Below are 24378 nucleotides of genomic sequence, written 5' to 3'. Positions count from 1 at the left end.
TTACATCTACTTTAGTTTATTTCGAGTTAATATCCCATCAACTGCAACAAGTTTTCAGCGGTACTGATCGCCTCTTTTCGGTTCGCTATATTGAGCTTTTGGTATAGGTTTCGAATGTGGGTTTTGATCGTTGTTCCGGCTACATCAAGCTCCTGAGCAATTTGTTCGTTACTGAAACCTGAATATATTAGGCCAAGAACTTGCCATTCCCGTTGGGTCAGAGGACTTGTCCTAACCAACTCAGGAATATTAGGGTGGTTGATCAGCTTTTCAATAAACTCTTCATCAAAGTGAACCGAACGGCTTCTTTGAGTTGTCGAAATGTCTTTCATTAACTGTTGAGCACGGTGACGTTCTAGATCTCCAAGTTCAAGTTTATTGCTGAGTTTCTCAAGTAGATGTCCAATCGTAGCGCCATCAACTAAGAAGTTGCCAATCATGCCAGTTTGATTGGTCATGCTCAGGGCTTCTTTCACCAACGCCTTGGCGCGGTCTTCCTCTTGCAACTGAACGGCAAGTACTGCCTCAACGATTAAGTTGCGGTTTGTATCTGTGATCAGATTTGAATCAAGGGCTTCTTGAGTGAGAAAGTCTAATGCAGTTTGCGCTTGGTCGTACTGTTCCAGGCTAATGTGTGCGCGAACAATATTACGCCATTGCAGTTGACAGAAATGGTTGCTCGCTTTTTCTGGACGAACGGCGGTATCGAGCCACTCTTGTATCGCTTGCTTATTCCCTTTCGCTTGCCAATATAAAAGCAAAGAGAGTGAAGCGTTCGCTGTCCAATCTACGTGATAGGTTGATTGCTTCAGCAAATGTAGAATTTGATCGATAAAGCGTGATGCTTTGTCTAGTTCACCTCGCCCAATTGAGATTCGAGCAAGCATTGAATAGCTATGTAGATGTTTACTTGGAGAGTGATTACCTAAAATGTCGAGTCCTTTATATGAACACTCTTCAGCTTCATCTAAACGGTTCCAACACCACAGAACTTGCGCTCGAACCCGCAGTAGAAACTCATGCAAAGGAACATGTTGAAGCTGATGCTCTTCGATGAGTTTAAATGCTGATTCTTGAAGTTCAAATGCCGCTTGGACATAACCTTGAGCAATTAATATCTCGCTTTGCTGTAAAATTGCCCACAGTGCTTGATGGTAGACTTGGTATTGACGCGCCAGTTTTTCGGTTTGCTGCATCATAGGCAATGCTCGGCTTAGGTTGCCCAGCACATGGTTCACTTCGCCAACAACGGATGTCGCAACAATACGACTGCGATAGATGGTGCTATCCAGTTGGCTGAGTGCCAGTTCTGCCATTTCTAATGCGAGTTGAGGGTTATTACTGTTAATCGCTACTTGCGCTCGTAAGGCATTGAACTCGCCTTGCTGTTGTGTGTTTAGCTCAATATTACGCTCTTTTCTCTCTGCTTCTGCTTCGGCTAAAAGAGTCCCAACTTGATCATAACGGTGCTGGCTTTGTGCTAACCATGCCTGAAGAATCGACAGTTTAGAATCACTGTATAACTGGTCTTTGGTTAGCTTTTTGATTGCAGACTCAAGAGCCGCTAACTCACCTTGGTTGAACATCTTCCAACCATAAGTTGTTAAAATATGTGCGATCAAATCCCCATCATAGGCTTTTTGCGCATGATTTAGGGCTTGATGTGGTGTTTCGAGTTTTAACCACGCTTTGGCTGCACTTCGGTGTAGATCTTGTTCTTGTTGTGGAATTCGCGCTTGGCGTTCGTGTGACAAGAACTCTCCGAAAAGGTTATGGAAGCGATACCAGTTATGTTCACCTTCTAATGGGTAAATGAACAACCCGTAGCGGTTCAGAGATTCAATCATCCCTAGAGCATCATCACGCTGTGTGAGAGCGCAAACGAGTTCATCATTGAAATGATCAAGAACAGAACATTGCATTAGGAAGTGACGTGTATCTTGATCTAAAAGGTCAAATACCTCTTCGACTAAATAGTCCCATAAATGAGCGTGGCTAAATTGAGAAACCGATTCAGCTGATTGTGCAAGTGTGCGTTTTTGATGCTGGGCTTGTAAAGCGATTAACTGTAGTGCTGAAGGCCAACCTTCTACATAAGTGCGTAAATTGTTTGCAGTGGCATCATCAATCCCATCGGTGACTCGTTGATTGAAAAATCGCGTGGTCTCTTCAGTATCAAAAGCAAGTAACTCATTACCTATCTCAATCATTAGGTCACGAACGCGTAGATTGGCCGTTCCAAGAGGTGGGGTCGCGCGACTGGTCACAATTAAAGTCAGATTGTCTGGCATGTGTTTCAAGAAGAAGCGCATGGCTTCGTGGATCTCGTCATTCATGATTAAGTGATAATCATCCAGTACGAGGTAGCACTCTTGGTGAAAAGTGGACATCTCTGCGAATACTTCGCTAAAGAGTGAGTGCAAAGACGAAAATTGACGGCGCTCAGCTAACACTTGCGAGTTAGGACAGGATTGTTGTGTCGCTTTATTTATCGACTGCAATAAATAGTTAATGAAGCGAAAGGTATCATTGTCGCTATCGTCAATGCTGTACCAACCGACATTAGGTTTGTCTGACAACCATTGTGCAGCCATGGTTGTTTTTCCATAACCAGCAGGAGAGCGAAACAGAACAAGCTTATAGAAAGGCGCTTGTTGCAGGAGGTCTAATACTCTCGGCCTCACTATAGCGTTATGCAATCGTCCGGGACGAGTCAATTTTGAAGGAATCCACATGTCTTTAATTCAGCCTGTAAGGGTTGGTTATTATTGTTAGACAAAGTCTATAAAAATACTTCGAAAATACGTTCTATTTAGAATATTACTGGATTAAAAAGTCTACAGACTTTGATCCACTTCGTAATTATGACGCCTTGGTGGTTTTTGGTGCATCTACGCCCTTTAATTGTGAACCTTATCACCTAATGTTTGCATTATAATATTATTCGGGCACTACTTTTACGCGAGAAGTTATGCAAGTTATGTAATATCCGAGTTCTAAGCGTGATCCGAATGGCATATTTAATAATTGTTTTTAGAGGTCAAATCAGAAATTTCATCAAGTTTTAATAGAGTGAAATCGTAGCTGGTGTGATCGCAATCACTCCTATATTAGTGATTCGTAATCAACATGGGATTTAGATCACTAACTAGGTGCTAGTACGCCCTCTACGCCCTGACTCCTCCTCCTTGTATCGAGCAAAACTAGGAGGATGCTTAGTTATAAGAGAGCGTGCAAGATATGGCACAGATGGATTAAAAACTACAGTGAGACTTTGGTAATGAAACCTACTCAACAAAAAAAATTCGACAAAGTGTCGTTCCAAGAAAGTGTTAAAAAGCATTTATCAGCAACATACGCAACAACAGTAGATACTGCCGATAGCCGTTCATGGTATCTAGCAATGGGCCGTGCGCTTGCTGAACTAACAACATTCGATTTGTTAGAAACAGAGAACGATGAAAAGATTAAAAATGCAAAAAGCTTAAACTATTTATCGCTTGAATTCTTGATTGGCCGTCTGACAGGTAACAACCTTATCAGCATGGGTCTGTATGAAGAAATTACAGGCGCTATGGAAGAGTTAGGCCAAAATCTAACTGACCTTCTAGAAGAAGAACGCGACCCATCACTAGGTAATGGTGGTCTTGGTCGTCTAGCTGCTTGTTTCATGGATTCTTGTGCCGCTCAAGAATACCCAACAGTAGGTTACGGTCTTCACTATGAATACGGTCTATTCAAACAGTCTTTCCAAGACGGTCGTCAACAAGAAGCACCAGACGCATGGCGTGGTGTTGAAGGTTACCCTTGGGAAGTTGCTCGTCCAGAGCTAGCACAACACATTGGTTTTTACGGTCATGTAGACGTTGAATTCATTGATGGTAAAGAAGTACGTACTTGGGTTCCAGGTATGGAAGTAAAAGCAATGCCTTGGGATCTACCTATCGTAGGTTACGAATCAAACACGGTTTACCCACTGCGTCTTTGGGAATGTCAGGCAATTGCACCATTCTCACTAGCAAGCTTTAACAACGGTGATTACTTCGAAGCGCAACACTCGCTAATCGATGCAGGTAACATCACTAAAGTACTTTACCCGAACGACAACCACGAGAAAGGTAAGACACTGCGTCTGATGCAGCAGTATTTCCACTCAGCAGCGTCTGTTCGAGATATTCTGCGTCGTCACGAAGCAGCAGGTTTCTCTTTAGAAGATCTGCCTAAGCAAGAAACGATTCAGCTTAACGATACGCACCCAACGATCGCAATTCCTGAATTGATGCGCATCCTAATCGATGAGAAAGGTCTATCTTGGGACCAAGCTTGGGAAATCAGTGCTCACACGTTCGCATACACGAACCACACACTACTTCCAGAAGCACTTGAGACGTGGTCTGAATCACTGATTCAACGCCTACTTCCACGTCACATGGAAATCATTTTTGAAATCAACCACCGCTTCATGCAAGAAGTTCGCAAGATGTGGCCTGGTGACGGTGAGAAGCAAGCGAAGCTTTCTATCATCCAAGAAGGTTTCCACCGCATGGTTCGCATGGCAAACCTATGTGTGATTGGTTCTTATAAAGTAAACGGTGTAGCAGCACTGCACTCTCAATTGGTTAAGAAAGACTTGTTCCCTGAGTTCAACGAAATCTTCCCAGGTAAACTGACTAATGTAACGAACGGTATCACACCACGTCGTTGGTTGAAGTTCTGTAACCCAGGCCTATCTAAGCTAATTACTGGTAAGATCGGCACTGAGTGGCCTGCTAAACTTGAGCAGCTTGAAGGCATCGCTAAGTTTGCAACAGACGCGAAATTCCAAAAAGAGTTCATGGCTGTTAAGAAAGAAAACAAACAGCGCCTTGCTGATTGGGTTTCTGAAAACATGGGTATCGAACTTGATACTAACGCTATCTTCGACGTGCAAATCAAACGTCTACATGAATACAAGCGTCAGCATCTAGATTTGCTACACATTCTATCTCTGTACCACCGTATTCTTAACGAACCTGGTTTCGAGTGTGAGCCACGCGTATGTTTCTTCGCAGCGAAAGCAGCACCGGGTTATCACCTAGCGAAAGAGATCATCTTCGCGGTTAACAAGATTGCAGAGAAGATCAACAACGATCCTCGCATCGGTAACAAGCTTAAAGTGGTATTCATCCCTGACTACCGTGTAAGCATGGCTGAAATCATCATCCCTGCAGCAGACGTTTCTCAGCAAATTTCACTTGCAGGTAAAGAAGCTTCTGGTACGGGCAACATGAAGATGGCTCTAAACGGCGCGTTAACTATCGGTACGATGGATGGTGCGAACGTTGAGATTCGTGAAGAAGTTGGCGATGAAAACATCTACATCTTCGGCCTAGAAGTTGAAGGTGTTCAAGCTCTGAAAGCTCAGGGTTACAACCCATACGATTACTACAATGCTGACCCTTTACTGAAAGCATCGTTAGATTTACTGACTGGCGAAGAGTTCACTCCAGGTCAACCAGGTCTTCTACGTGCAACATTTGATAGCCTGCTAGATGGTGGTGACCCTTACCTATGTCTTGCGGACTTTGCATCTTATGTTCAAGCTCACGAAGATATGGGCAAGCAGTACAAAGACCAAGCAGGTTGGGCTAAGAAAGCGATTCTTAACACGGCATTGGTTGGTAAATTCACGTCAGATCGCTCAATACGCGACTACGTGAACAACATCTGGAAACTAGAAGCAGTAAACCGCTAATAGAAAGAAGCCAAGGTAACTATTGTTGCCTTGGCTTTTCTGACATTGATTTCAATTGTCATTATAAAAAGAAAGACCAATAGATAGTTTTAACCCTACAAAAGTGAAGGCGAAAGAAGTACCTTCGGAGAGAGCGATGAAAGAACAATCAGTATTAAAACAAGTCGCGGAAATGGCGAATCTTGCCGATAGCTATGTAAGCGCGTGGGGCGACGAAGCGGCTGTATCTGATGAGACAATTTTGAGCTTGTTAGCTGCGCTAGGCTATGACACCACAAATGATCAAACTTTGTTGAAATCAGCAGAGAAAAAACACAAAAAAGACGTAATTGACCCAGTTCTTGTTTTGCGTGACGGTGAGCCAGTAGAAGTGGCTTTGAATCTAGGTGTTAGTGCTCGTGAAAGTGAGTTTAGCTGGCGTTTAGAAACCGAACAAGGAGAGGTACTTGAAGGCTATCTTCAATCACAAGTTGTTCGCGATGAACGCGCAGAGGGTGGCCCTTTAGTGTTTGCATTGCCAAGTGATTTGGCATGGGGATATCATAAATTAATCATTAATCGTAAGCGTCGTAAAACACCTTATGTGATGACGCTGATTATTACACCTAAATCTTGTTTCAAACAAACTGCCATTGAAAATGGTAAAAAGATGTGGGGACCAAGTGTTCAGCTATACACCTTACGCACTCAGCATAACTGGGGTATTGGTGATTTTGGCGATCTGAAACAACTGGTTAGCGACATTGCATCACGTGGTGGTGATTTTGTTGGTTTAAACCCAATTCATTCACTATTTCCAGCGAACCCTGAAGGGGCGAGTCCATACAGCCCGTCGTCACGTCGTTGGTTAAATATTCTCTACATCGATGTGAGTTCAGTACCTGAGTTTGCGTTGAGTGCAGAAGCTCAGCAACAAGTAGGCAGTGCCGATTTCCAACAGCGTTTACAAAAAGCGCGCGAATCTCATTGGGTAAACTACACAGAAGTTGCAGCTCTAAAAATGAGTGTTTTACCGCTTCTATTTAATGAGTTCAAAACTCGTCATTTAGATAAAAACACTGAACGAGCAATGGCATTCCTAGACTTCATCGAACTCGGTGGTGAAAGCCTAATTCATCAAGCAGCGTTTGATGCGCTACATGCTGAATTACATGCTGAGAATTCGGATATGTGGGGCTGGCCTGTCTTCCCTGAGAAATACCGTCGCTTTGAAAATAGCGCTGTACAGAAGTTCATTGCTGACAACCAGGATAAAGTACAACTTTACATGTACTTACAATGGCTTGCTGACGCTCAAATCAATGAAGCTCAAGCACTTGCTGAAGAGAAAGGCATGGCGGTAGGTCTGTACCGTGACCTTGCTGTAGGTGTTGCTGATTCAGGTTCTGAAACTTGGGCTGATAATGGCAACCTAGTCATGGATGCAAGCATCGGTGCTCCACCGGATATTCTTGGACCACTAGGCCAAAACTGGGGCTTACCTCCGCTAAACCCACAAGTGTTAGAAGAGACTAGCTACGACGCATACGTTCAACTGCTTCGTGCAAATATGAAACATTGTGGTGCGTTGCGTATTGACCATGTACTTGGTCTGTTACGCCTATGGTGGATTCCAAAAGGTGAAGACGCGACCAAAGGCGCATACATGTACTACTCAGTACAAGACATGCTTGCGATCCTTGCTCTTGAATCTCACCGTTACCAGTGTTCTGTAATTGGCGAAGATTTAGGTACCGTTCCTGATGAAATCGTTGATATTCTTGCTGATGCCGGTGTTCACTCGTACAAAGTCTTCTTCTTCGAAACAGCAGAAGATGGCGGGTTTATTTCACCTGAGCACTATGCGTCACAATCAATGTCGGCACTATGTACGCATGATATGCCAACGCTTCGCGGATTTTGGCACTGTGATGATCTGAAAACGGGTCGTGAAATCGGTTTGTATCCAGATGAAGCTCAGCTTGAAACACTATTTAGTGACCGTTTAGAGTGCAAGCAAGGTATTCTAGATTCTGTAGCATGGCACGGTTTCTTGCCTGAAGGTGTTGGCCGTGATGCAAGCCAAGTCCCTATGGATTCATATTTAAGTGAAGCTTTGCAAGTTCATGTTGGTGCTGGTTCTTCAACATTGCTTAGCGTTCAACTTGAAGATTGGTTAGAGATGGACAAGCCTGTAAACATTCCGGGTACGGTTAATGAATACCCTAACTGGCGTCGTAAGCTAACAATGAACCTGGATGAAGTGTTCAGCCGTGAAGACGTAAATCGTATCTCTTCACGTTTGACAGAAGTGCGCAGTAAAGCGAGCAAATAAGATGATTGAATAGAGTGCGATAAGACAAAATACCAGTAGTTTCCTGCGGTTGCAGACGAAACTATCGCTTTGGTCACTCTATCATGAAGCGTAGTCCTGTAAAATGGATTGTCGTTATAATGCCCGCACATTTAGCGGGCATTTTTTATATATAATTTTAATATTTTTTGAAGTTTGGTTAGGGAGAGAGTTTTTGAAAATAACAACTATTTCAAAGCAAGAACAAACATACAGTCAACTTTCTCAAGCTTCGTTTGCTGACCCGTTTTCTTTTTTAGGCCCGTTTATTTCGCCAGAGGATGGTGCATTACGAGTTTGGATTCCGGGCGCAAATAAAGTTGAGTTAGTCATCGACAAGGAACCTCGAATTGAATTAGAACGCGATCAAGAGAGTGGCTTTATTCTTAAGAGTAAGCGTGATCTGCGTTTTACACATTATCAATTAGCCATTGATTGGTCGGGTACCGAGCAGATTCTTGATGATCCGTATCAGTACCATGAATTGTATGCCGAGTATGAAGCGCTTCATACGCCTAAAGAGATGTACAAGCAAATGGGTTCGCAATTCATTACTCTTGAGCGTGATGGTAAATCGATCTCAGGTACACGTTTCTTAGTTTATGCTCCGCATGCTACAGCAGCGAGTCTAGTGGGTAACTTTAACTCGTGGGATGGTCGTCGTTTTCCAATGCAGCGTTTAGATTACGGCATCTGGGGACTGTTTATTCCAAACCTTGAGGAAGGTGCTCAATACAAATTTGAGCTGAAAGGTCCAAATGGTGAAGGTCTACCTCATAAAGCCGATCCATGGGGCTTTTATTCAGAGCAATACCCATCATTTTCATCTATTACTTATGACCATGACCGTTATGAGTGGCAAGATGAACAGTGGCAAAACCGCCCAGTAACTGAGAAACGCAAAGAAGCGTTATCATTTTATGAACTGCACGCTGGTTCATGGAAACGCGATGCGAATGGAGAGTTCTTAAACTATCGAGATCTTGCCGCAGAGCTTATTCCATACCTGACAGGTTTAGGTTACACACACGTTGAATTAATGCCCGTTTCTGAGCATCCATTCTTTGGTTCTTGGGGTTATCAACCGGTTGGTTTATTTGCACCTACCAGTCGTTTTGGTTCACCTGATGACTTCAAATATTTCGTCGATCAATGTCACCAAGCAGGCCTTGGTGTTGTGCTGGACTGGGTTCCAGCTCACTTCCCATCGGATGATCATGGTTTGGCTAATTTTGATGGAACGCCACTGTTCCATGATCCAGATCCTCGTCGAGGTTGGCACCAAGATTGGAATTCATACATATACGATTTAGGTCGTGAACATGTCCGTCGATTCTTAGTGTCGAATGCACTCTATTGGGTTGATCAGTTCCACATTGATGGCCTACGTGTAGACGCGGTAGCGTCGATGCTTTACTTGGATTATTCACGTAGCCATGACCAGTGGATCCCGAACCAAGATGGTGGCAACGAAAACTATGATGCGATAGCAACCCTGAAATGGATGAACGAAGAAGTGTACAAGCACTTCCCGAATGTGATGACGATTGCTGAAGAATCGACTGCGTTCCCGGGTGTCTCTGCGCCTACCTTTATGGGAGGCTTAGGCTTTGGATTTAAGTGGAATATGGGTTGGATGCACGATAGCCTTTCTTATATTCAAGAAGATCCTATTAACCGAAAATACCACCATAATACCATCACGTTCCCGCTTGTTTACGCTCATAGCGAGAACTATGTTCTGTCTTTGTCTCATGATGAAGTCGTATATGGTAAAGGTTCAATCCATAATAAAATGCCTGGCGATGAGTGGCAGCAAACGGCTAACTTGCGTGCGTACATGGGTTATATGTACGGTCAACCGGGTAAGAAGCTTAACTTTATGGGGGCGGAATTTGGTCAAACTGCTGAATGGAATCACGATGACCAATTGCAGTGGTTCTTACTTGATTACCCTCGCCATCAAGGTGTGCAGACGCTGACTAAAGATCTGAATATGTTGTACCGAGAGCAAGCGGCAATGCATGATCAAGATTTTGACCCTAAAGGGTTTGAATGGAGACTTCAAGACGCAGAAGAAGCGAGCATTTTAGCTCACGAACGTATCAGTGAATCTGGTGAGCGAGTACTTGTGATCAGTAACTTTACGCCAGTACCCCACGAAGCGTTCCGCCTTGGTGTACCGACGGATCATCGCTACGAATTACTGCTGAATACTGATGACACGAAATATAATGGTAGTGGCTTTGAGGTGATGCAAACGGCTCAAACGGAAGCGATTGAAAGTGAAGGCTTAGCGCAGTCGCTATCACTTCGTATCCCACCGTTATCGACCGTCTTCTACAAAAAGTGCTAAATATATCGTATTAGACTTTAAATCTGAATGACGACAAAACCCAACTTCGGTTGGGTTTTTTATTGCTTCGAATTCATAACTCAAGTAGAACTTAACGTTAACTTACATAAAAACAGATAGGATAAATGCATGATCACAGCACTTTACGCCTCCATTTTAGCCAGCATTATGATTTGGCTGGCGATAGAAGTCATTAAACAAAGACGCAGCAACAAAGTTGCGTATTCGGATGGTGGAGTAGAAGGGTTACAAATCGCTAGATCGGCGCAAAGTAATGCAATGGACTATATTCCTATTACGCTTATTTTGATGGCTCTGGTCGAGTTTAACGGTGCGCCTTCATGGCTGCTGCATCTTGTAGGAGTGGTATTCGTGATAGGACGCGTGATGCATGCGAAAGGGTTATTGAAAGAGAAGATGTTGGGCCGGGTGAATGGCATGAAACTGACTTTTTTAGCGATGGTGAGCTTGATCGTTTTGAATATTGTTTATTTGCCGTTTGAGAAGTTGTGGTAGAAGTGAGGAGGAAAACGCAGATGAGAATACCACCAGCATGGGTGATAGTGCTTTTTGGGTTGATCCTTAACATTCTTGCGATTATTACGTCTAGCTTAGTTTTGGATAAACAATCTGCGGAACTTGCACAACTTGCTGAGCAGAAAGAAAGTAACATGTATTCGATTCAGCTTTCTTGGAATAGCATTGAAACATTAGAACGCAAGCGTGAATCGATCTTATTGCATGTGGATAAAACCGACTTAGAGTCTGCCTTTACCAGTTCGGTATTGGATGAAGTTTTACGCGGGCAACTGGCGGTTTGGGTTGGGAAGGAAGTGCCTAAAATTAGCATTGAAAATCTATCTGAAATAATGACGCTCATTAACTTAGCACAACAAACTCAGCGTGACCGAATTGATGACTTCTATCTTGATAATGTTGCGGTTGCTGAGTTGATGCAAGTGACGAGCGACAACATGGCTTTTTACAAAAATATCGCTCTGTTTTTGCAAATATTTGGTTTGGCGTTGATCTTAGCAAGAGATCTTGCGCGTAAACCGAATGCGAAACAGTCGTTAGAGCATCATGATAAAAAATAATTGGCAAAAAAGAACGAACGTGCTAAAAATGGAGTGTAAACATAAGTCTGGATAATGATGAGTAAAGGTAAAGTAACTAAAGATCATATTCTCAATTGCGCATTTGAACTGGCGAGTAAGAATGGATTAGAAAGTTTAACCATTGGCGAGTTAGCCAAAGAGTGCGGGATGTCTAAAAGTGGTCTTTTTGCTCACTTTAATTCTAAAGAAAACCTGCAATTGTCGGTGTTGGAATTCTCTAATCTGATTTTTACCCAGCGGGTGATAGCGCCTGCGAGGCTACTGGGTGATGACAATATTGAGGCTAAATTAAAAAGCTTGCTCAAAAATTGGCTGGGATGGAATCACTCTTTTCAAGGTAGCTGTATGTTTATCGATGCGTGGAAAGATGCCGGAGCGGATGTTTGTGCAATTCAACAAGCATTGCAAAAATCCATCGCGACATGGATTCATTACTTAACCATTCAGGTAGTAAAGGGGGTTGATAATCAGCAATTTCGTGCTGATTTAGATCCACAGCAAGCCACATTTGAATTGTATGGTTTATACCTCAGCGCCAACTTATTTTACTCTTTGCAAGGAGAAGACGTGAGCCAGCGTCACTTTTGGGAAGGGGTAGAGCGTTTGATTTCTAGTTGGAAAATTCCCCAATAGAGGCACTTGCGACATCCAACATAAATTATAATGTAAGGGAGGCTTACCTCCTTTTTTAATTTTCATAAAAAGCACGGTCGTTCTTTTAAATTGATCTTGTTTTTGTTCATAGGCTGAAAGGATAAGGCACATAGATGAGCGAAAAAATATATTTTAACACCTCAGGCAAGTTCAGTTTGAAGCGCACTTTAGTCAACGTGACTACTCGGTTGCATCATACAGTGGCGCCTAGTCATGCAAAAAAAACGGCGCGTAAATTACTGTTAACCCCAGCTCGAACAGAAGCGAAAAACAGCCAACCGCAAGGGTTAGTATGCGGTGAAGTCGAAAGTAAGGAAGGGACGTTAAAGACGTATACCCTAGGCGCTGGCCCTGTATGGGTGTTAACTCATGGCTGGTCTGGAACGGCGAGTCAGTTTTATCCGCTAATGGAGCATATCGAGAGCAAAGGGTTTACTGCTTTGGCTTATGATCATCCTGCGCATGGCGGCAGCGATGGTGTTTATGGGCATATTCCCGCATTTGTGAATGGACTTGAAGCTGTTCTTGATAGCGTAACAGAACAACCCGTAGCTGGTGTGATTGGACACAGCATGGGAACGGCATCGGCTTTAGAGTGCCGCCACGCGAAGATTCAAAATGTGCCTATGTTATTAATTGCGCCTGTGCTTGATTATTTGGATAACTTGTTTGGCAGTGTGGCTCGATCTGGCTACTCAATGAAGCTATTTGAAGCGATTGTGTCTGAGTTACAAGAGCAATATCACTACCCACTTCAATCTATCGATCCACTGCAAAAACTCCGTCAGAGAGAGGCGCAGACGTATATCGTTCATGATCAGAAAGATAGATTTACTAAGCATGAAGTCTCGCAGCAGGCAGCCAATGAAATGGAAAAAGTAACGCTTGTGACGACTCAAGGACAAGGCCATGGGCGCGTTATGAAGTGCCAACAGGTGATGGAGAGTTTCGATAAGTTAATTTAGCGTTCATCGACTCAATAGATAAAAGCCTAACGACAGTGATGCCGTTAGGCTTTATTTGACCGCTACAAAACGTTAGCGAGCCATTTCGCTATTTAGAGACAGAGCAGTTTGCTTCCCCAATGAGCTTCCATACTCCCCACTTGCCTGATTGACTTGGGTTTTCACCTGTTGTCCACCATTTTGCTTCCCATGTTTTCGCGTCGTGTGTCACTTGATTCCCACCAGTATATATCGCTGATGAATCCCAAAGATTGGTACAGGTATCGCCACCATCAGTGATCTTTTTGAGAACGATGACAGAAACCGAGGCTGATGAACTCGCAACACCATCACTCACGTTAACAGTAAAGTTTAGCGGTGTGTCTTGGGCATATTCTGCGGCAGTGAAAATCACTTTATCCCCTTGAACCGTCGCATTAATGCTTGGTGGTATCGTCCAAGTAAAGCTGAGTACATCTTGATCCGCATCGCTTGAGGCTGAAGCATCAATGATAACGGAATCACCAGCGTTGACGGATGCTGGTGCCGAAATTTTAGCTTCTGGCGGAGTATTGATCGGGGTTGTGTTTTTAGGGTTAACTGTCACGACGATCTCATCAATGGCCGTTGCGCCTTCATTGTCGGTGACCGTGAGAGTAAAGACTAAGCGTTGCTGTTGGCTGACTTCATCAATGGCAAACTTTGCTTTTGCTTGGTTAGCATCCGTTAATGTTACTGTCTCACCCGATATCTGTTTCCACTCATAAGTGCGGATAGTGCCATCCATATCTTTGGACAAAGAGCCATCAAGAGTTACTGTGATTGGACCTATCAGGGTTTGATCAATCCCTGCATCAGCGATGGGTTTTTTGTTGTGAGGAATCGTTGAACCACCCGCTAACCCTTCATGCATCGCATTTAGAATGTCACCGTTATCAGCGTCGATTTCCCAAGAAAATAGTCCGGCCAATCCTAGGTCACGAACGTAGGCTCCCTTAGCTTTAACTGAGCGTGCATCATCAAATGTGATGAGCTTACCTGAAGAACGGTTCCAAACGTAGGGAGCTTCTGCAACTTCATCATAACCATACTCAAAACCATTAATACCTTGGCTGTTTTCTCCAAGCATATGGTTTTTGATCCCTTTGTAATCAATGACACCATCTTCCCACACGCCTTGAGCGGTACTCCCTTTGAGCTTGCCGTTACCTACGCCTGTCATTGGATCGTTCGGATCTGTCAGGCTAGATGGCATTACGCCTTCCCAACCTCGGCCATACATGGCTGCGCCAAGAACTAACTTATTCGCTGGTACGCCTTGCGCCAATAGCAGTTGAATACCGTTGTCTGACGTATAGGCTGGGCCTTTAAAGGCTTCTCCATTTTCATCGACACCTGAGCCATCGCATTGGCCTGGCAACATGAAATTTCCGCAATGTAGAGCGGTTTGATGACCTAATACATTGTTCCAGCCACCATAAAAATCGTAAGTCATGGCAAAGATATAATCCATGTATTGGATCGCCTCACCGTAGTTAACATCCTCGATCTTATCGTGACCCACACCGATCGCTGAAGTTAACTCATAACTCTTGCCTGTTTCCGTTTGAAGCTCATCTAACATGGTGCGTAGCTCTTGCATTAAAGCGACATAAGCCGGACCATCATTCACTGGATCGCCTAGATCAGGCGCGGCACCACCGCCTCCTGGGAATTCCCAGTCGATGTCAACGCCATCATAGAACTTCCATGTAATGAGGAATTTTTTAACAGAAGCCACAAAAGTGTCGCGATTGGCTTTGGTTGTAAAGTCGAAGAAGGGATCGGAAAGCGTCCAACCGCCAATTGAAGGAATAATTTTAAGATCTGGATTGCGCTGCTTCATCGCCATCATCATGGCGTAATTACCTTTAATCGGCGTGCTGTATTCGTGGCCTGCTTGTTTGAAGCTTTTTTGAAATGCAGCCCAAGGATCGTGAATAACCACTTCGTAATCGTTGACTCCGTTACAAGCTGTCATTAAGGCGTTGTAACTATTCCCTCCCACGGTTTTTACTGATTCGTTAGGCCCACAAATTGGAATGAAACCGTATAAAATATGCGTGAGATTATCGACCGGAAGGTTGTCTACTGTATAGTCTCGACCATAGATACCCCATTCAACAAAGTAAGTACCAACTACTGTGTTTGGATCCGTGCTGTATGACTTATTGTTCGGATCGGTATTCATTGTTAATGGTTTTAAGTGCGATCCATCTGTATCTGCAATGGTAATTTCAGCAGGTGCGCTACGACTACACCCTGTTGCGTCACACGCCTCAATTTCCATTTGATACAAACCACCTTTCCCGTATTGGAAGCTGGCCGTTGTTTGGCTGCCTTTAATTGGCCCCGTCGCGACTTCAATGCCATCAAAGTAGATTTTGTAAGTATCGCCAGAACTTCCACTCCACTGATTAAATTTAACGTTAATGGTGGCTAAGTCGTGGTATTTCACCATCTGGTTGTAGCCAGAAGTGGTTTCCATTGCGAGTTCAATTTTTGAAAATTGTAGGTTATTCGAGCCGTACATATCAATGCTCGGGGTAGCAGGTGCCGCTATTACTGCACTTGAAAGAGCAGTGGCAATGCTTGCTGCGCACAAAGTAAAACGATTCATAATATTTATCTCATCCCTTGAATAAGAACGTCCAAGAAAACGGTATTCCCAAAAAATGGAACTTGGAATACAGGGGGATTCTTGGAAGAAACATAAGCTGTTTTTCAGATATTGAAGAACATCAAGGCTAGTATTTGAGATACTTTATTTTTTAGGCGAAAAATTAAAATGCTTTTCGAGTGAGGCGGAAAAAAGAGAAACCTGCAAACATGTTTTTGCATAAGAAAGTTTATCTTCAGTCCAAGTTTAATTGACGGTCTTAAAAATAAATCGCTGATTTAAAGGTACTAAATTGATACTGTTTTAATTTGAAATATTCATAGGCTATCGCCATCCAATCATTATTGGATGGGACATTTGTAACGTTTGAATCGATCTATTTCGATGCATTGAAGTGCTCAGAAAGCGCCTTTCCTCTGCTTTGTATCGCATTGCTTTGATCATCCTCGATAGTATGTTCGTAGCCTTTTTTAATAAAGGTAACTCTCGGTTTACGAGGAACAATTCTCAATAGTTGTGGTGAAGAAAAAGTGCCTGATAGCTCGTAGGTGGTTTCACCTGCGTTGGTTTTAATATGGATTTTTTTGCCATCATAATCAAATTTAGTGCTGATTAATCGATGGTTATGTGTGAAACCCTTCGAAGAAAAATTCAGTATATCGGTTTGATATTTTGGAGCGCCAATTTCAATCCAGTCACCATATATCTGTTCAGGATTGACGTGATCCTGATAGGATGAAAAGAGAAAATAACAAGTCACTGAAAACACAGCGCTGCCAAATAAAATGAAGCAGACGCGAATAAGGAAAATGGATGAGCGCGTTGCCTTTGTTTTAGGTGTTTTCGTCATGGAGATCCTGCTTGTGCGCACTGGACGTTGAGAGCGGTATTGTGCGGTAGATGCCTTAGTATAGCTTGTTAATCATTGAGCTGAATAACAAGATAACCTTGTAAAAATATTGACATAGTGCTCAATAATAAGGGTAACGCAATGTGTCTCGCTGAAAGATTAGTCGATTGAAATACTTGTTTACGGATAAAAAATCAGATACAACCTGAATTCACATCGAAACAATCACTCAAATAGGACAAGGAAAGCATATGATTAAGGAAAATATCTACTTTGAGGGCAATGTTAAATCATTGGCGTTTACTCAACAAGATGAGACAAGTAGCGTAGGCGTGATGGCTCCTGGGGAATATACATTCGGGACGGCGGCACCAGAGAAAATGACGGTCGTAAAAGGTGCGTTAACAATACAACGCGCAGGTGAAAATGAATGGACGACATTTTCATCAGGCGAATCATTTAATGTCACAGGTGATTCATCATTTGATTTGAAAGTCGAAGTGACGACTGCCTATCTGTGTGAATATTTATAATTTCTGCCGATAGCGTCGCTTGAAGAGAGAAAAAAACCACGCTCATAGCGAGCGTGGTATAAGACGGTAAATAATCGTTGGCAGTGGAATGTCATCGTTATGCGTCTTAAATTGACTCTCAAAATAAAATTAATAGCGTTCGAAAGCCCCTGAGTTGTAATCTTGTATGGCTTGCTCTATTTCGGATAATGAATTCATCACAAATGGGCCGTAGTGGACAACGGGTTCCCCGATAGGTTGACCTGAGAAAATTAGAACACCGCTATCTACGTTGGCCGTTAGTTGGGCATATTCACCATGAGTCAACAGCGCCATCTCCCCTTGATCTACACTTCTGTTACCAATTGATATTTTCCCTTTATAGATAAAAATCATCATGTTATGTGTAGGCTTTGTTTCTAATTTGACCTGGTCTCCGCTATCTGAACGCCAATCCGCGACGGTAACAGGAACGCCTGTTTTATCTAACGGCCCAGCTAATGGTTGGCTATTAGCGTTTAAGTTTCCTGAAATGACGCGGATCAGTCCGAGCCCTGATTTCTGATGTTCTGTTATCGAATCTGATTGAAAATCATGGTATTGAGCAGGCTTCATCTTGTCGTGGGATGGTTGGTTGATCCAAATTTGAAAACCATGCAACTGTCCCTCTTCCATAATCGGCATTTCACTGTGGATCACTCCGCGCCCTGCTGCCATCCACTGAGCCCCGCCACTCATGAGCTGACCGATGTTTCCCATCTGATCTTTATGTTGAAAATGGCCATTGAGCATGTAGGTGAGAGTCTCTATTCCACGGTGTGGGTGCGGTGGAAAACCACCAATGTAATCCGCTTGTTGATCCGACTTTAATTCATCCACCATTAAAAATGGCGAGAATTTTGCATTATTGAACCCAGCAACACGATGAATTTTAACCCCATCCCCGTCAGAAGTGGCCTGAGATGGGATGATACTTTGAATCGTTCTTGGTGTAGACATGATGCACTCCTGAAGGTTTCTTTGATGAAAGAAGTGTAAAGAATTGATGAAGGGAAGAGCACGTTGGATTTCTGAGTATCTTGTTCAACTTTTTTGAATGAACTGAGTGGCGGTTTTTTTACTATACTTATGTATTGGTGGAATCGACTCGAGGAGGCGTATATGGCTGTACAAGCAAAACACAATGATAGTGGCAGCAGTTATGACATGAGTAATGACTTCACAACAGATCAAAGGCAGAGATTTGCGCAAGTTGCAAATAAAGCGGATAAGCGTCGATACGGATTCGAGCAATCTAGCTTTATTGAGAAAGCAAAAGTCACAGCAATGAGGCCTGTTATCAAGCGAAAACCGAATAAACCAGATCACATAAGATATGTGGCTTGGTTGGTGGTTATCGCAGCATTCTCTCTCTGGGTAATGTATATGACACGTTAGCGTTTTTTCATTGATACCACATTATGTGCTTCTGATATTTGGGACACGGGCAAACTATGATAATTTTGTTCGTGATTGTCAGCAATGTCGAGACTGTCAGGAATGCAGTTTTGATAAAAACTAAAGCGGTTTTTGCCTGAATGTTTTGCTGCGTACATGGCTTTGTCTGCGCAACGAGTGAGTTCAGGTAAATCCTCAGCATCTTGAGGAAATATGGCAGCTCCGACACTGACTGTTAAGCTATTGATACGTTCGTGGCCATTGTAATCATGATCAAACAGGTGACAAATACGATGCAGTATTTGGTTTAAATCTTGTTCTGAACGCACATCATAGAGCAGTATAATGAATTCGTCCCCAGCGTAGCGGGCGATTGAGTAATCTTGATTGTCAGTTTTTCTATCTTTGGTTCTAATGTTGTTTTTTAAACGTTTAGCAAAATGTTGTAGCACTCGATCACCGACATCATGACCATAGTTATCGTTAATTACCTTAAAGTCATCGATATCGATAAAAATGAGTGCCGTAATGCCTTTATTCGCTTCAATCTTAGTTAACTTTTGTTTTGCCCAATTCTCAAAACTCCATCTATTTGCAAGGCCTGTGAGCTGATCCATATAGGCAAGATCTTCAATCCCTTCTTGATAAAGACTCTGTATGTAGTTGATGATTTTTGCGTAATAATAAGCGGAAGTATGACAAATCACACACATTGCTAGAAGGCTAAATAAAAACCGACTAGCCGCATAAGTGGTCGGTATCTCAATCACACCTGAGAGCACAGTGATGGACGATATGAGAACAAAGAATGACGAGCTTAACATTAAGCCTATACGAAATTCGTTGATAAAGATAACGGCGGCGAGAATTGGGTATAGCCACAGCAGGTGATCGGATACAGTTTGGCTATAAAGAAAAAGGACAACGCCTTGGATCAATAAAATGCTGCTTAAAATAAGGTCGGCATAAGCAGGTTGTTTTTTCCGGAGCACGTAGATGCTATTCGCTAATGCAATTCCTGCCCAGATAAGATCAAACGTTCCAAACCAATAGTTGTTTGCTGTGAAGTAAAGAACGCTATAGATAAAAAAAAGGCAACAAGATGCAATTGAACATATCAATACGATTTTTCGTTTTCGTGTAGAACGAATATCGGCCATCTCTTCTAAATGTCTTCCTACAAGGTGAGTCATATCCTTTTGATCTCTATTTTGTTGCAAAACTGTTGGGTTGAAGTTTGTATCAAGTTAAGCATTTTGGGCGCAGTTCACAATATTTCATATGTGATAGATCTCATTGTTTGAGCAGAACATTATAAGGTAAATTTAATAAGCCACTAAATTCATATAGTTAACAATGTGTAAAATTAACTTATTTTTTAAGGTGTAAGATGAAAATTTGACTTATAGGTTGTAAGTGGAACAATAAATGGGTTTTATATAATTTGAGTCTGATATGGAAAATAAATCTAAGTTTTGGCAACGGGGAAGGTCAATATTGGCACTCTCTACCTTTGCACTCTCTCCCTTGGTATTGGCAACCTCGCTGGCTAACGCTGCAAATATTGAAACGGTTCCGGTTGTTGGGGGTGTCTTTAATTCAGCTCAAGTTTTTAAAAATCATGTGGTTTCATCTATCACTTATTCGACTCGTTTTAGTCGAGATGCTGCTTTATTTACAATCGCAGGCGTGACGCTTGATACTTATATCCTCACATTGCCGTTAGATGTAAAAACCAAAGCCAGAGTGATGGCTCAACTATCCGATCCCACCTACTCAATCCCACTTGGGTATTTTTTATATAGCTATTACGATCGCTATGCAGGGCTCAGCTCTGATGATGTCTTCAAAGCCTATTTAAAAACACGTTACGATGAATCGACTCTCGCCAACTTTGAACATAGCTTATTTCAATTATCCGATTCTTCAGAGCTTGAAACAGATCAAAGCTTGCATGCTGAATCTGATTCGAGCCATCACCAAGGGCTCAAAGTCGATGATCAATTTATCGCCTCGATGGTCGTTATTTATGATGCTCTCGTACAAATTGGTCAATGGCAAAAGCTGGATACGTTACCTGATAGTTATACTTACCTAACGAACAGTCGTAATGATTTAAAAATTATTAATACAATCCAACCCATTATTATCGATTTGCTAGCACAAGCAGAACTTGGAATGGGTGAGGGTGACATGAAAGCCGCAGTGAAAGCGGTATTGCAGGATGCGCTGCCGGAAAACGCGGGTAAAGTGAATAATAAAGCTCAGGCGTTAACCGTGACTTTGATTGATTTTGTGCGATTAAATGTGTTGAAAGCGTATCGGCAATTTATTTATCAGCAGGAGCGCGAAGAGGCTCTCAATAATTGGATGCAGCAAGCATTCGATGATGATCCTACTCAGTTAACTGATTTTCTTGAATCTCAACAGAAGCGTCGGTTTGCCGTTCAGGTGACCGTTGACGGGTTACAGCAAGGTTTAGTCGAAGGTTTAGTTGATCCCTCCTCTCCGTTCATCTCAGAAGCTTACAAAGCCCACCAACAACGTGCTGATATGAAACCTGTGAAAGAACCAACAATTGAACCTGAGCATCAACAGCAAGTTAAATTTATGCAGAGATTGGCCGAGCAGAGTTATCAAGATCCGAATTATTTGCCATTTTTTAAACGATTATATACTGACTACCGTGATTCCATTGTGCAGGTCGGGGTCTCATCTACTCCGACAATTAGCGTGCGAAATTTACCAATTATAAAAACAGGCGCTAAGGTTTCAGGAGATAAAGGCACAGGGATCCCAAATTTCCATTTTGTCGATCGAGAACAAGATCGAGCCTATTACTTTTTTGGTAATGATGCCTTACAGCTTGATCGGCTAATGGCGGATAATCAGGTAAAAACTATGTTTGACCGCTTGGATTACCTTAAAACCCTCAATTGCAATGCTCAGTATGATTGGAATGCTCATACAACCTATGACGGCTTGGTGAACCTTGGTCTGGGGGAATCACAACGAGATTATGGAGAAAAACGGTGTGTTCGCGAGCTGCAAGAGCGGTCGAAAGTTGAAATTCAATTGCGCAGAGGTCGAACTGAGTTACTGGAAGATATTCAAGCATATGAAAGCATTTCGACGTTTGATTTTTATACAAAACTCACCATGAAATGGAAAGTTGAGCAGAGCATTAAACGATTGGCGCAACAAGATGGTAAAGGTATGCCTGATTTTACTCTGATTTATAACCCGTGGCCTGATCACTTTGCTCATTTTACCGGACCTTTCAGTGATGAAGTCATTATGCCCACAGGTGAGTTGAATCGTCTGGATTACTGGTTGTCGGAAATTGAAAAAACCTATCAAGAGGCGGGTATTTATGACCAAACATTATGGGGAATGGCGGGCGATCATGGCCTCACGCCAGTATTTTATGCCTTAAATCCAGAGAAAGTGGTGTTCGATGAATTGGCTCAAGATCTTGGATACGATTTGAATATCATGAAAATATCTTCTGATGAAGGTGAAGGTCCTAAATTCACCAATGCTTTGAATTACCCAAGCAGCAAACAGCATGATGTGATTGTGGCATCAACGGCTGGTGGTAATTTTATGTTGGATTTCTTCAATTCCCAAGAAGGATGGAAAGTACAACCGACTTACCAAGAATTGACTCAATGGCAAGCGGCTAATACGCCCAATGGTGAAAGTATCGATATCGTCAACGAGGTTGCTCAGCGCTTGAGTGAGACTCTTGATTATATGGTGATACGAGAACAACCGTGCGATTTAAACCGATGCAAAGTCAGGTTGGTCGCAACACGCAATGGAAAAAGAGTGGATGAATTTATCACTAGGATCGGCGATAAGCGTTACTACCATGCACAAGAAAATGTGCCAACTCAGGTTCCTCGTCTGTTAGGCATCCAACAGCTGAATCCATATATCCCAGCGCCTTCAAAAGAGGCATTTAACCACTATGCCCAATTGGTGGATCAATGTCTGTATCGTGCGAAAGAGAGTGATGTGACGACATGGTGTAACCAGCAACAATGGCGTGAGTTGACCCGTTTTAGTATCAAGCCAGATTCTGTGAATCAATTAGCCGCCATTTATGAAGAGTCACGAGCGGGCACAATTAATCTTTTTCCCAAGTCGGGTATTGGATTTAATACCAAAGTGCCAGGTCGTCATGCGGGTGAAGATTATCTCGAAAAAGATGCGTTTCTTGGTTTTTGGGGGAAGCCAATTGGCAAGAAAGCAACACCACTGTCGATAGAAGAGAATGGTTCATTAGCGCCAACTCTGTATGAGTACTTAACTGGAGAACCGATTGTGGTGGGTGAGGATGGCTGGGGTTTTCCGTCTCTACTCAATAAAATCGATATCCAATAAGCTTGATATCCAATAAACATGAACTTTAATTGATAATAAGGTTTTTTATTGCTAAAAAAAGGTATGAATAGTTAATTTGTTTGAGTGCAGGTTGCCATATTGTGGTTATTTTGTGCGATACTGGTCAGATTAGTAGAGAACCAGGTGTTCTTACATTACAGCCGCTAATTTTATAGCAATGAAGCTAAAAGGCTTATAGAAAGGAGTTCCAAAATAAATGAGTGTTGAGCAAGCTTATTACTTCAGTGTTGCGTTGATAAACTTGGTATTTGCTCTTGCTGGAACTCGCGTTAAAGAGCTTGAAAGCCACTCCCATTCAATTCAATTTTTTATGATCTCCTTTCTTGCGTATTTTGTGAGTTGGTTTATTTATGTATTTGAAGTAAATATATTTTTGGAAATCTTAGCGGCAGTGTCTGCTTCAATTTTTGTGTGGGGAATGGTGGTCTTTAGTTCGAGGCGATGTGGTGTCAATTTGCCTTGGGTTGTTCCTGTGGGCATGTTTTGTCTTCAAGTACTCGCTCAAATATATGCGTTGATGGTTTCAGATTTAAAGAGTTATCTGCATGTCAGTAGCGTATTTCTTCCTATCGCATTTTGTGCCATTAGTTATATGTTTTTAAAATTGAAAGTGAAACGTCACCCATCGGATATTATTGTCGGTTACGCTTTCCTTTTCATGACAGTGGTGATCATCGGTCGCTCAATATTACTTGAAGTATCTCCAGATTTATTTGCGCGTTCGAGTCTCTATTCACAAATCATTTGGCCTGCTTTTTGTACTACCGTTGGCGTATTTACGTTATTGAGCTATACAGAGGAAGCGCAAATTGAATTAGAAAAAGAATCCAATACGGATCTTCTTACTGGTTTATATAATCGGCGTATGTTTGATACTAAATTGACGAACGGTTTGGACTATATGGCACACACTAGCCATTTTGGTGTTCTTATCTATTTTGACTTGGATGGGTTTAAACCGATAAACGATCAACTTGGGCACTATATTGGTGATGAAGTGCTTGTGGAGCTTGGGGCAAGGTTAAAGCGATCGGCCCAAAGGCATGAAGTGTTGGCAAGGTTAGGCGGGGATGAGTTTGCCTTATTACACACACATTTAGGCAAATCTGAGGAGCAAGCGAAAGAGAAGGCCGAAAAATTAGCCTTGAAGATGCAAAAGCTCGTGAATATACCTATCCAATATGAACAGCATACGATTAAGGTGTCGAGCAGTATCGGTGTTCACATGATTGCACCGGGTAATCAAAGTGAGAAAGATATACTGACAAAAGCCGATGCGGCGATGTATCAATCAAAGGCGATCAAAAAAGGCAGTATCACGTTCTCGGGAAACGTTGTTATGGTTTGATGTCCGAAGCGAACCTGCAAATTT

16 protein-coding genes are annotated in these 24378 nt (G+C 42.5%); 11 read left to right on the top strand and 5 right to left on the bottom strand.

The annotated features are described in order from the left end of the window. Window positions 1-26: 26 nt before the first annotated feature. On the bottom strand, window positions 27-2735 hold the full coding sequence (gene malT, locus L4C39_RS12230) for an HTH-type transcriptional regulator MalT (protein WP_429746130.1): 2709 nt from the start codon (window positions 2733-2735) through the stop codon (window positions 27-29). A 545-nt stretch (window positions 2736-3280) separates the two neighbouring features. On the opposite strand from malT, the gene L4C39_RS12225 reads away from it, so the two are divergent. The 7 genes from L4C39_RS12225 (at window position 3281) to L4C39_RS12195 (ending at window position 13159) form a co-directional block, all read left to right on the top strand. Continuing rightward, window positions 3281-5734: a glycogen/starch/alpha-glucan phosphorylase gene (locus L4C39_RS12225; protein ID WP_017052248.1), complete on the top strand. Its 2454-nt coding sequence runs from the start codon at window positions 3281-3283 to the stop codon at window positions 5732-5734. 136 nt (window positions 5735-5870) lie between these two features. Further along, on the top strand, window positions 5871-8048 hold the full coding sequence (gene malQ, locus L4C39_RS12220) for a 4-alpha-glucanotransferase (protein ID WP_017052249.1): 2178 nt from the start codon (window positions 5871-5873) through the stop codon (window positions 8046-8048). 193 nt (window positions 8049-8241) lie between these two features. Beyond that, on the top strand, window positions 8242-10422 hold the full coding sequence (gene glgB / locus L4C39_RS12215; protein WP_429746127.1) for a 1,4-alpha-glucan branching protein GlgB: 2181 nt from the start codon (window positions 8242-8244) through the stop codon (window positions 10420-10422). A gap of 129 nt (window positions 10423-10551) precedes the next feature. Continuing rightward, window positions 10552-10938 (top strand): MAPEG family protein, encoded by a 387-nt coding sequence (locus L4C39_RS12210; protein WP_429746125.1) that lies wholly within the window; start codon window positions 10552-10554, stop codon window positions 10936-10938. Window positions 10939-10958: 20 nt separating this feature from the next. Then, window positions 10959-11519 carry a DNA mismatch repair protein gene (locus tag L4C39_RS12205; protein WP_171755553.1) on the top strand — a complete coding sequence of 187 codons (561 nt, stop codon included), beginning with the start codon at window positions 10959-10961 and terminating at the stop codon, window positions 11517-11519. A gap of 57 nt (window positions 11520-11576) precedes the next feature. Then, on the top strand, window positions 11577-12173 hold the full coding sequence (locus L4C39_RS12200) for a TetR/AcrR family transcriptional regulator (RefSeq protein ID WP_429746163.1): 597 nt from the start codon (window positions 11577-11579) through the stop codon (window positions 12171-12173). A 134-nt stretch (window positions 12174-12307) separates the two neighbouring features. Next, window positions 12308-13159, top strand: a complete 852-nt coding sequence (locus tag L4C39_RS12195) for an alpha/beta fold hydrolase (protein ID WP_371711651.1) — start codon at window positions 12308-12310, stop codon at window positions 13157-13159. A gap of 88 nt (window positions 13160-13247) precedes the next feature. On the opposite strand, the gene L4C39_RS12190 is transcribed toward L4C39_RS12195, so the two are convergent. Beyond that, window positions 13248-15797 (bottom strand): glycosyl hydrolase family 18 protein, encoded by a 2550-nt coding sequence (locus L4C39_RS12190; RefSeq protein WP_429746123.1) that lies wholly within the window; start codon window positions 15795-15797, stop codon window positions 13248-13250. Between the two features lie 376 nt (window positions 15798-16173). After that, window positions 16174-16647, bottom strand: coding sequence for a DUF2850 domain-containing protein (locus L4C39_RS12185; protein ID WP_017053824.1), 474 nt, complete (start codon window positions 16645-16647; stop codon window positions 16174-16176). 251 nt (window positions 16648-16898) lie between these two features. Between L4C39_RS12185 and ppnP the strand changes: the two genes are divergently transcribed. Further along, a complete protein-coding gene (ppnP, locus tag L4C39_RS12180) occupies window positions 16899-17180 on the top strand; it encodes a pyrimidine/purine nucleoside phosphorylase (RefSeq protein WP_113798540.1) in 282 nt (93 codons plus the stop codon). 129 nt (window positions 17181-17309) lie between these two features. Here ppnP and L4C39_RS12175 read toward each other — a convergent pair whose 3' ends face one another. Next, the gene (locus L4C39_RS12175) at window positions 17310-18158 is read right to left on the bottom strand and encodes a pirin family protein (RefSeq protein ID WP_429746120.1); all 849 of its coding nucleotides are present in this window, start codon (window positions 18156-18158) and stop codon (window positions 17310-17312) included. A 162-nt stretch (window positions 18159-18320) separates the two neighbouring features. On the opposite strand from L4C39_RS12175, the gene L4C39_RS12170 reads away from it, so the two are divergent. Continuing rightward, window positions 18321-18596: a hypothetical protein gene (locus L4C39_RS12170; RefSeq protein ID WP_113798535.1), complete on the top strand. Its 276-nt coding sequence runs from the start codon at window positions 18321-18323 to the stop codon at window positions 18594-18596. Here the strand turns inward: L4C39_RS12170 and L4C39_RS12165 are convergent. Then, the gene (locus L4C39_RS12165; protein WP_429746118.1) at window positions 18593-19789 is read right to left on the bottom strand and encodes a GGDEF domain-containing protein; all 1197 of its coding nucleotides are present in this window, start codon (window positions 19787-19789) and stop codon (window positions 18593-18595) included. The genes L4C39_RS12170 and L4C39_RS12165 overlap by 4 nt on opposite strands. 262 nt (window positions 19790-20051) lie before the next feature. On the opposite strand from L4C39_RS12165, the gene L4C39_RS12160 reads away from it, so the two are divergent. Both L4C39_RS12160 and L4C39_RS12155 read left to right on the top strand, forming a co-directional pair. Beyond that, window positions 20052-22985 carry an alkaline phosphatase family protein gene (locus L4C39_RS12160; protein ID WP_429746116.1) on the top strand — a complete coding sequence of 978 codons (2934 nt, stop codon included), beginning with the start codon at window positions 20052-20054 and terminating at the stop codon, window positions 22983-22985. Window positions 22986-23202: 217 nt separating this feature from the next. Next, complete coding sequence (locus L4C39_RS12155; RefSeq protein ID WP_017053818.1) at window positions 23203-24354, top strand: GGDEF domain-containing protein; 1152 nt, start codon at window positions 23203-23205, stop codon at window positions 24352-24354. Window positions 24355-24378: the final 24 nt, after the last annotated feature.

Origin of the sequence: Vibrio clamense, from assembly GCF_050337905.1 — a bacterium.
Lineage (GTDB): Bacteria > Pseudomonadota > Gammaproteobacteria > Enterobacterales > Vibrionaceae > Vibrio > Vibrio cortegadensis.
This window is presented reverse-complemented; position numbering and strand designations above follow the sequence as displayed.

Coding starts and splice junctions, on each gene's coding strand:
- malT (WP_429746130.1), bottom strand. CDS start 2,735: ATGTGGATTCCTTCAAAATTGACTCGTCCCGGACGATTGCATAACGCT.
- L4C39_RS12225 (WP_017052248.1), top strand. CDS start 3,281: ATGAAACCTACTCAACAAAAAAAATTCGACAAAGTGTCGTTCCAAGAA.
- malQ (WP_017052249.1), top strand. CDS start 5,871: ATGAAAGAACAATCAGTATTAAAACAAGTCGCGGAAATGGCGAATCTT.
- L4C39_RS12210 (WP_429746125.1), top strand. CDS start 10,552: ATGATCACAGCACTTTACGCCTCCATTTTAGCCAGCATTATGATTTGG.
- L4C39_RS12205 (WP_171755553.1), top strand. CDS start 10,959: ATGAGAATACCACCAGCATGGGTGATAGTGCTTTTTGGGTTGATCCTT.
- L4C39_RS12200 (WP_429746163.1), top strand. CDS start 11,577: ATGAGTAAAGGTAAAGTAACTAAAGATCATATTCTCAATTGCGCATTT.
- L4C39_RS12195 (WP_371711651.1), top strand. CDS start 12,308: ATGAGCGAAAAAATATATTTTAACACCTCAGGCAAGTTCAGTTTGAAG.
- L4C39_RS12190 (WP_429746123.1), bottom strand. CDS start 15,797: ATGAATCGTTTTACTTTGTGCGCAGCAAGCATTGCCACTGCTCTTTCA.
- L4C39_RS12185 (WP_017053824.1), bottom strand. CDS start 16,647: ATGACGAAAACACCTAAAACAAAGGCAACGCGCTCATCCATTTTCCTT.
- ppnP (WP_113798540.1), top strand. CDS start 16,899: ATGATTAAGGAAAATATCTACTTTGAGGGCAATGTTAAATCATTGGCG.
- L4C39_RS12175 (WP_429746120.1), bottom strand. CDS start 18,158: ATGTCTACACCAAGAACGATTCAAAGTATCATCCCATCTCAGGCCACT.
- L4C39_RS12170 (WP_113798535.1), top strand. CDS start 18,321: ATGGCTGTACAAGCAAAACACAATGATAGTGGCAGCAGTTATGACATG.
- L4C39_RS12165 (WP_429746118.1), bottom strand. CDS start 19,789: ATGACTCACCTTGTAGGAAGACATTTAGAAGAGATGGCCGATATTCGT.
- L4C39_RS12160 (WP_429746116.1), top strand. CDS start 20,052: ATGGAAAATAAATCTAAGTTTTGGCAACGGGGAAGGTCAATATTGGCA.
- L4C39_RS12155 (WP_017053818.1), top strand. CDS start 23,203: ATGAGTGTTGAGCAAGCTTATTACTTCAGTGTTGCGTTGATAAACTTG.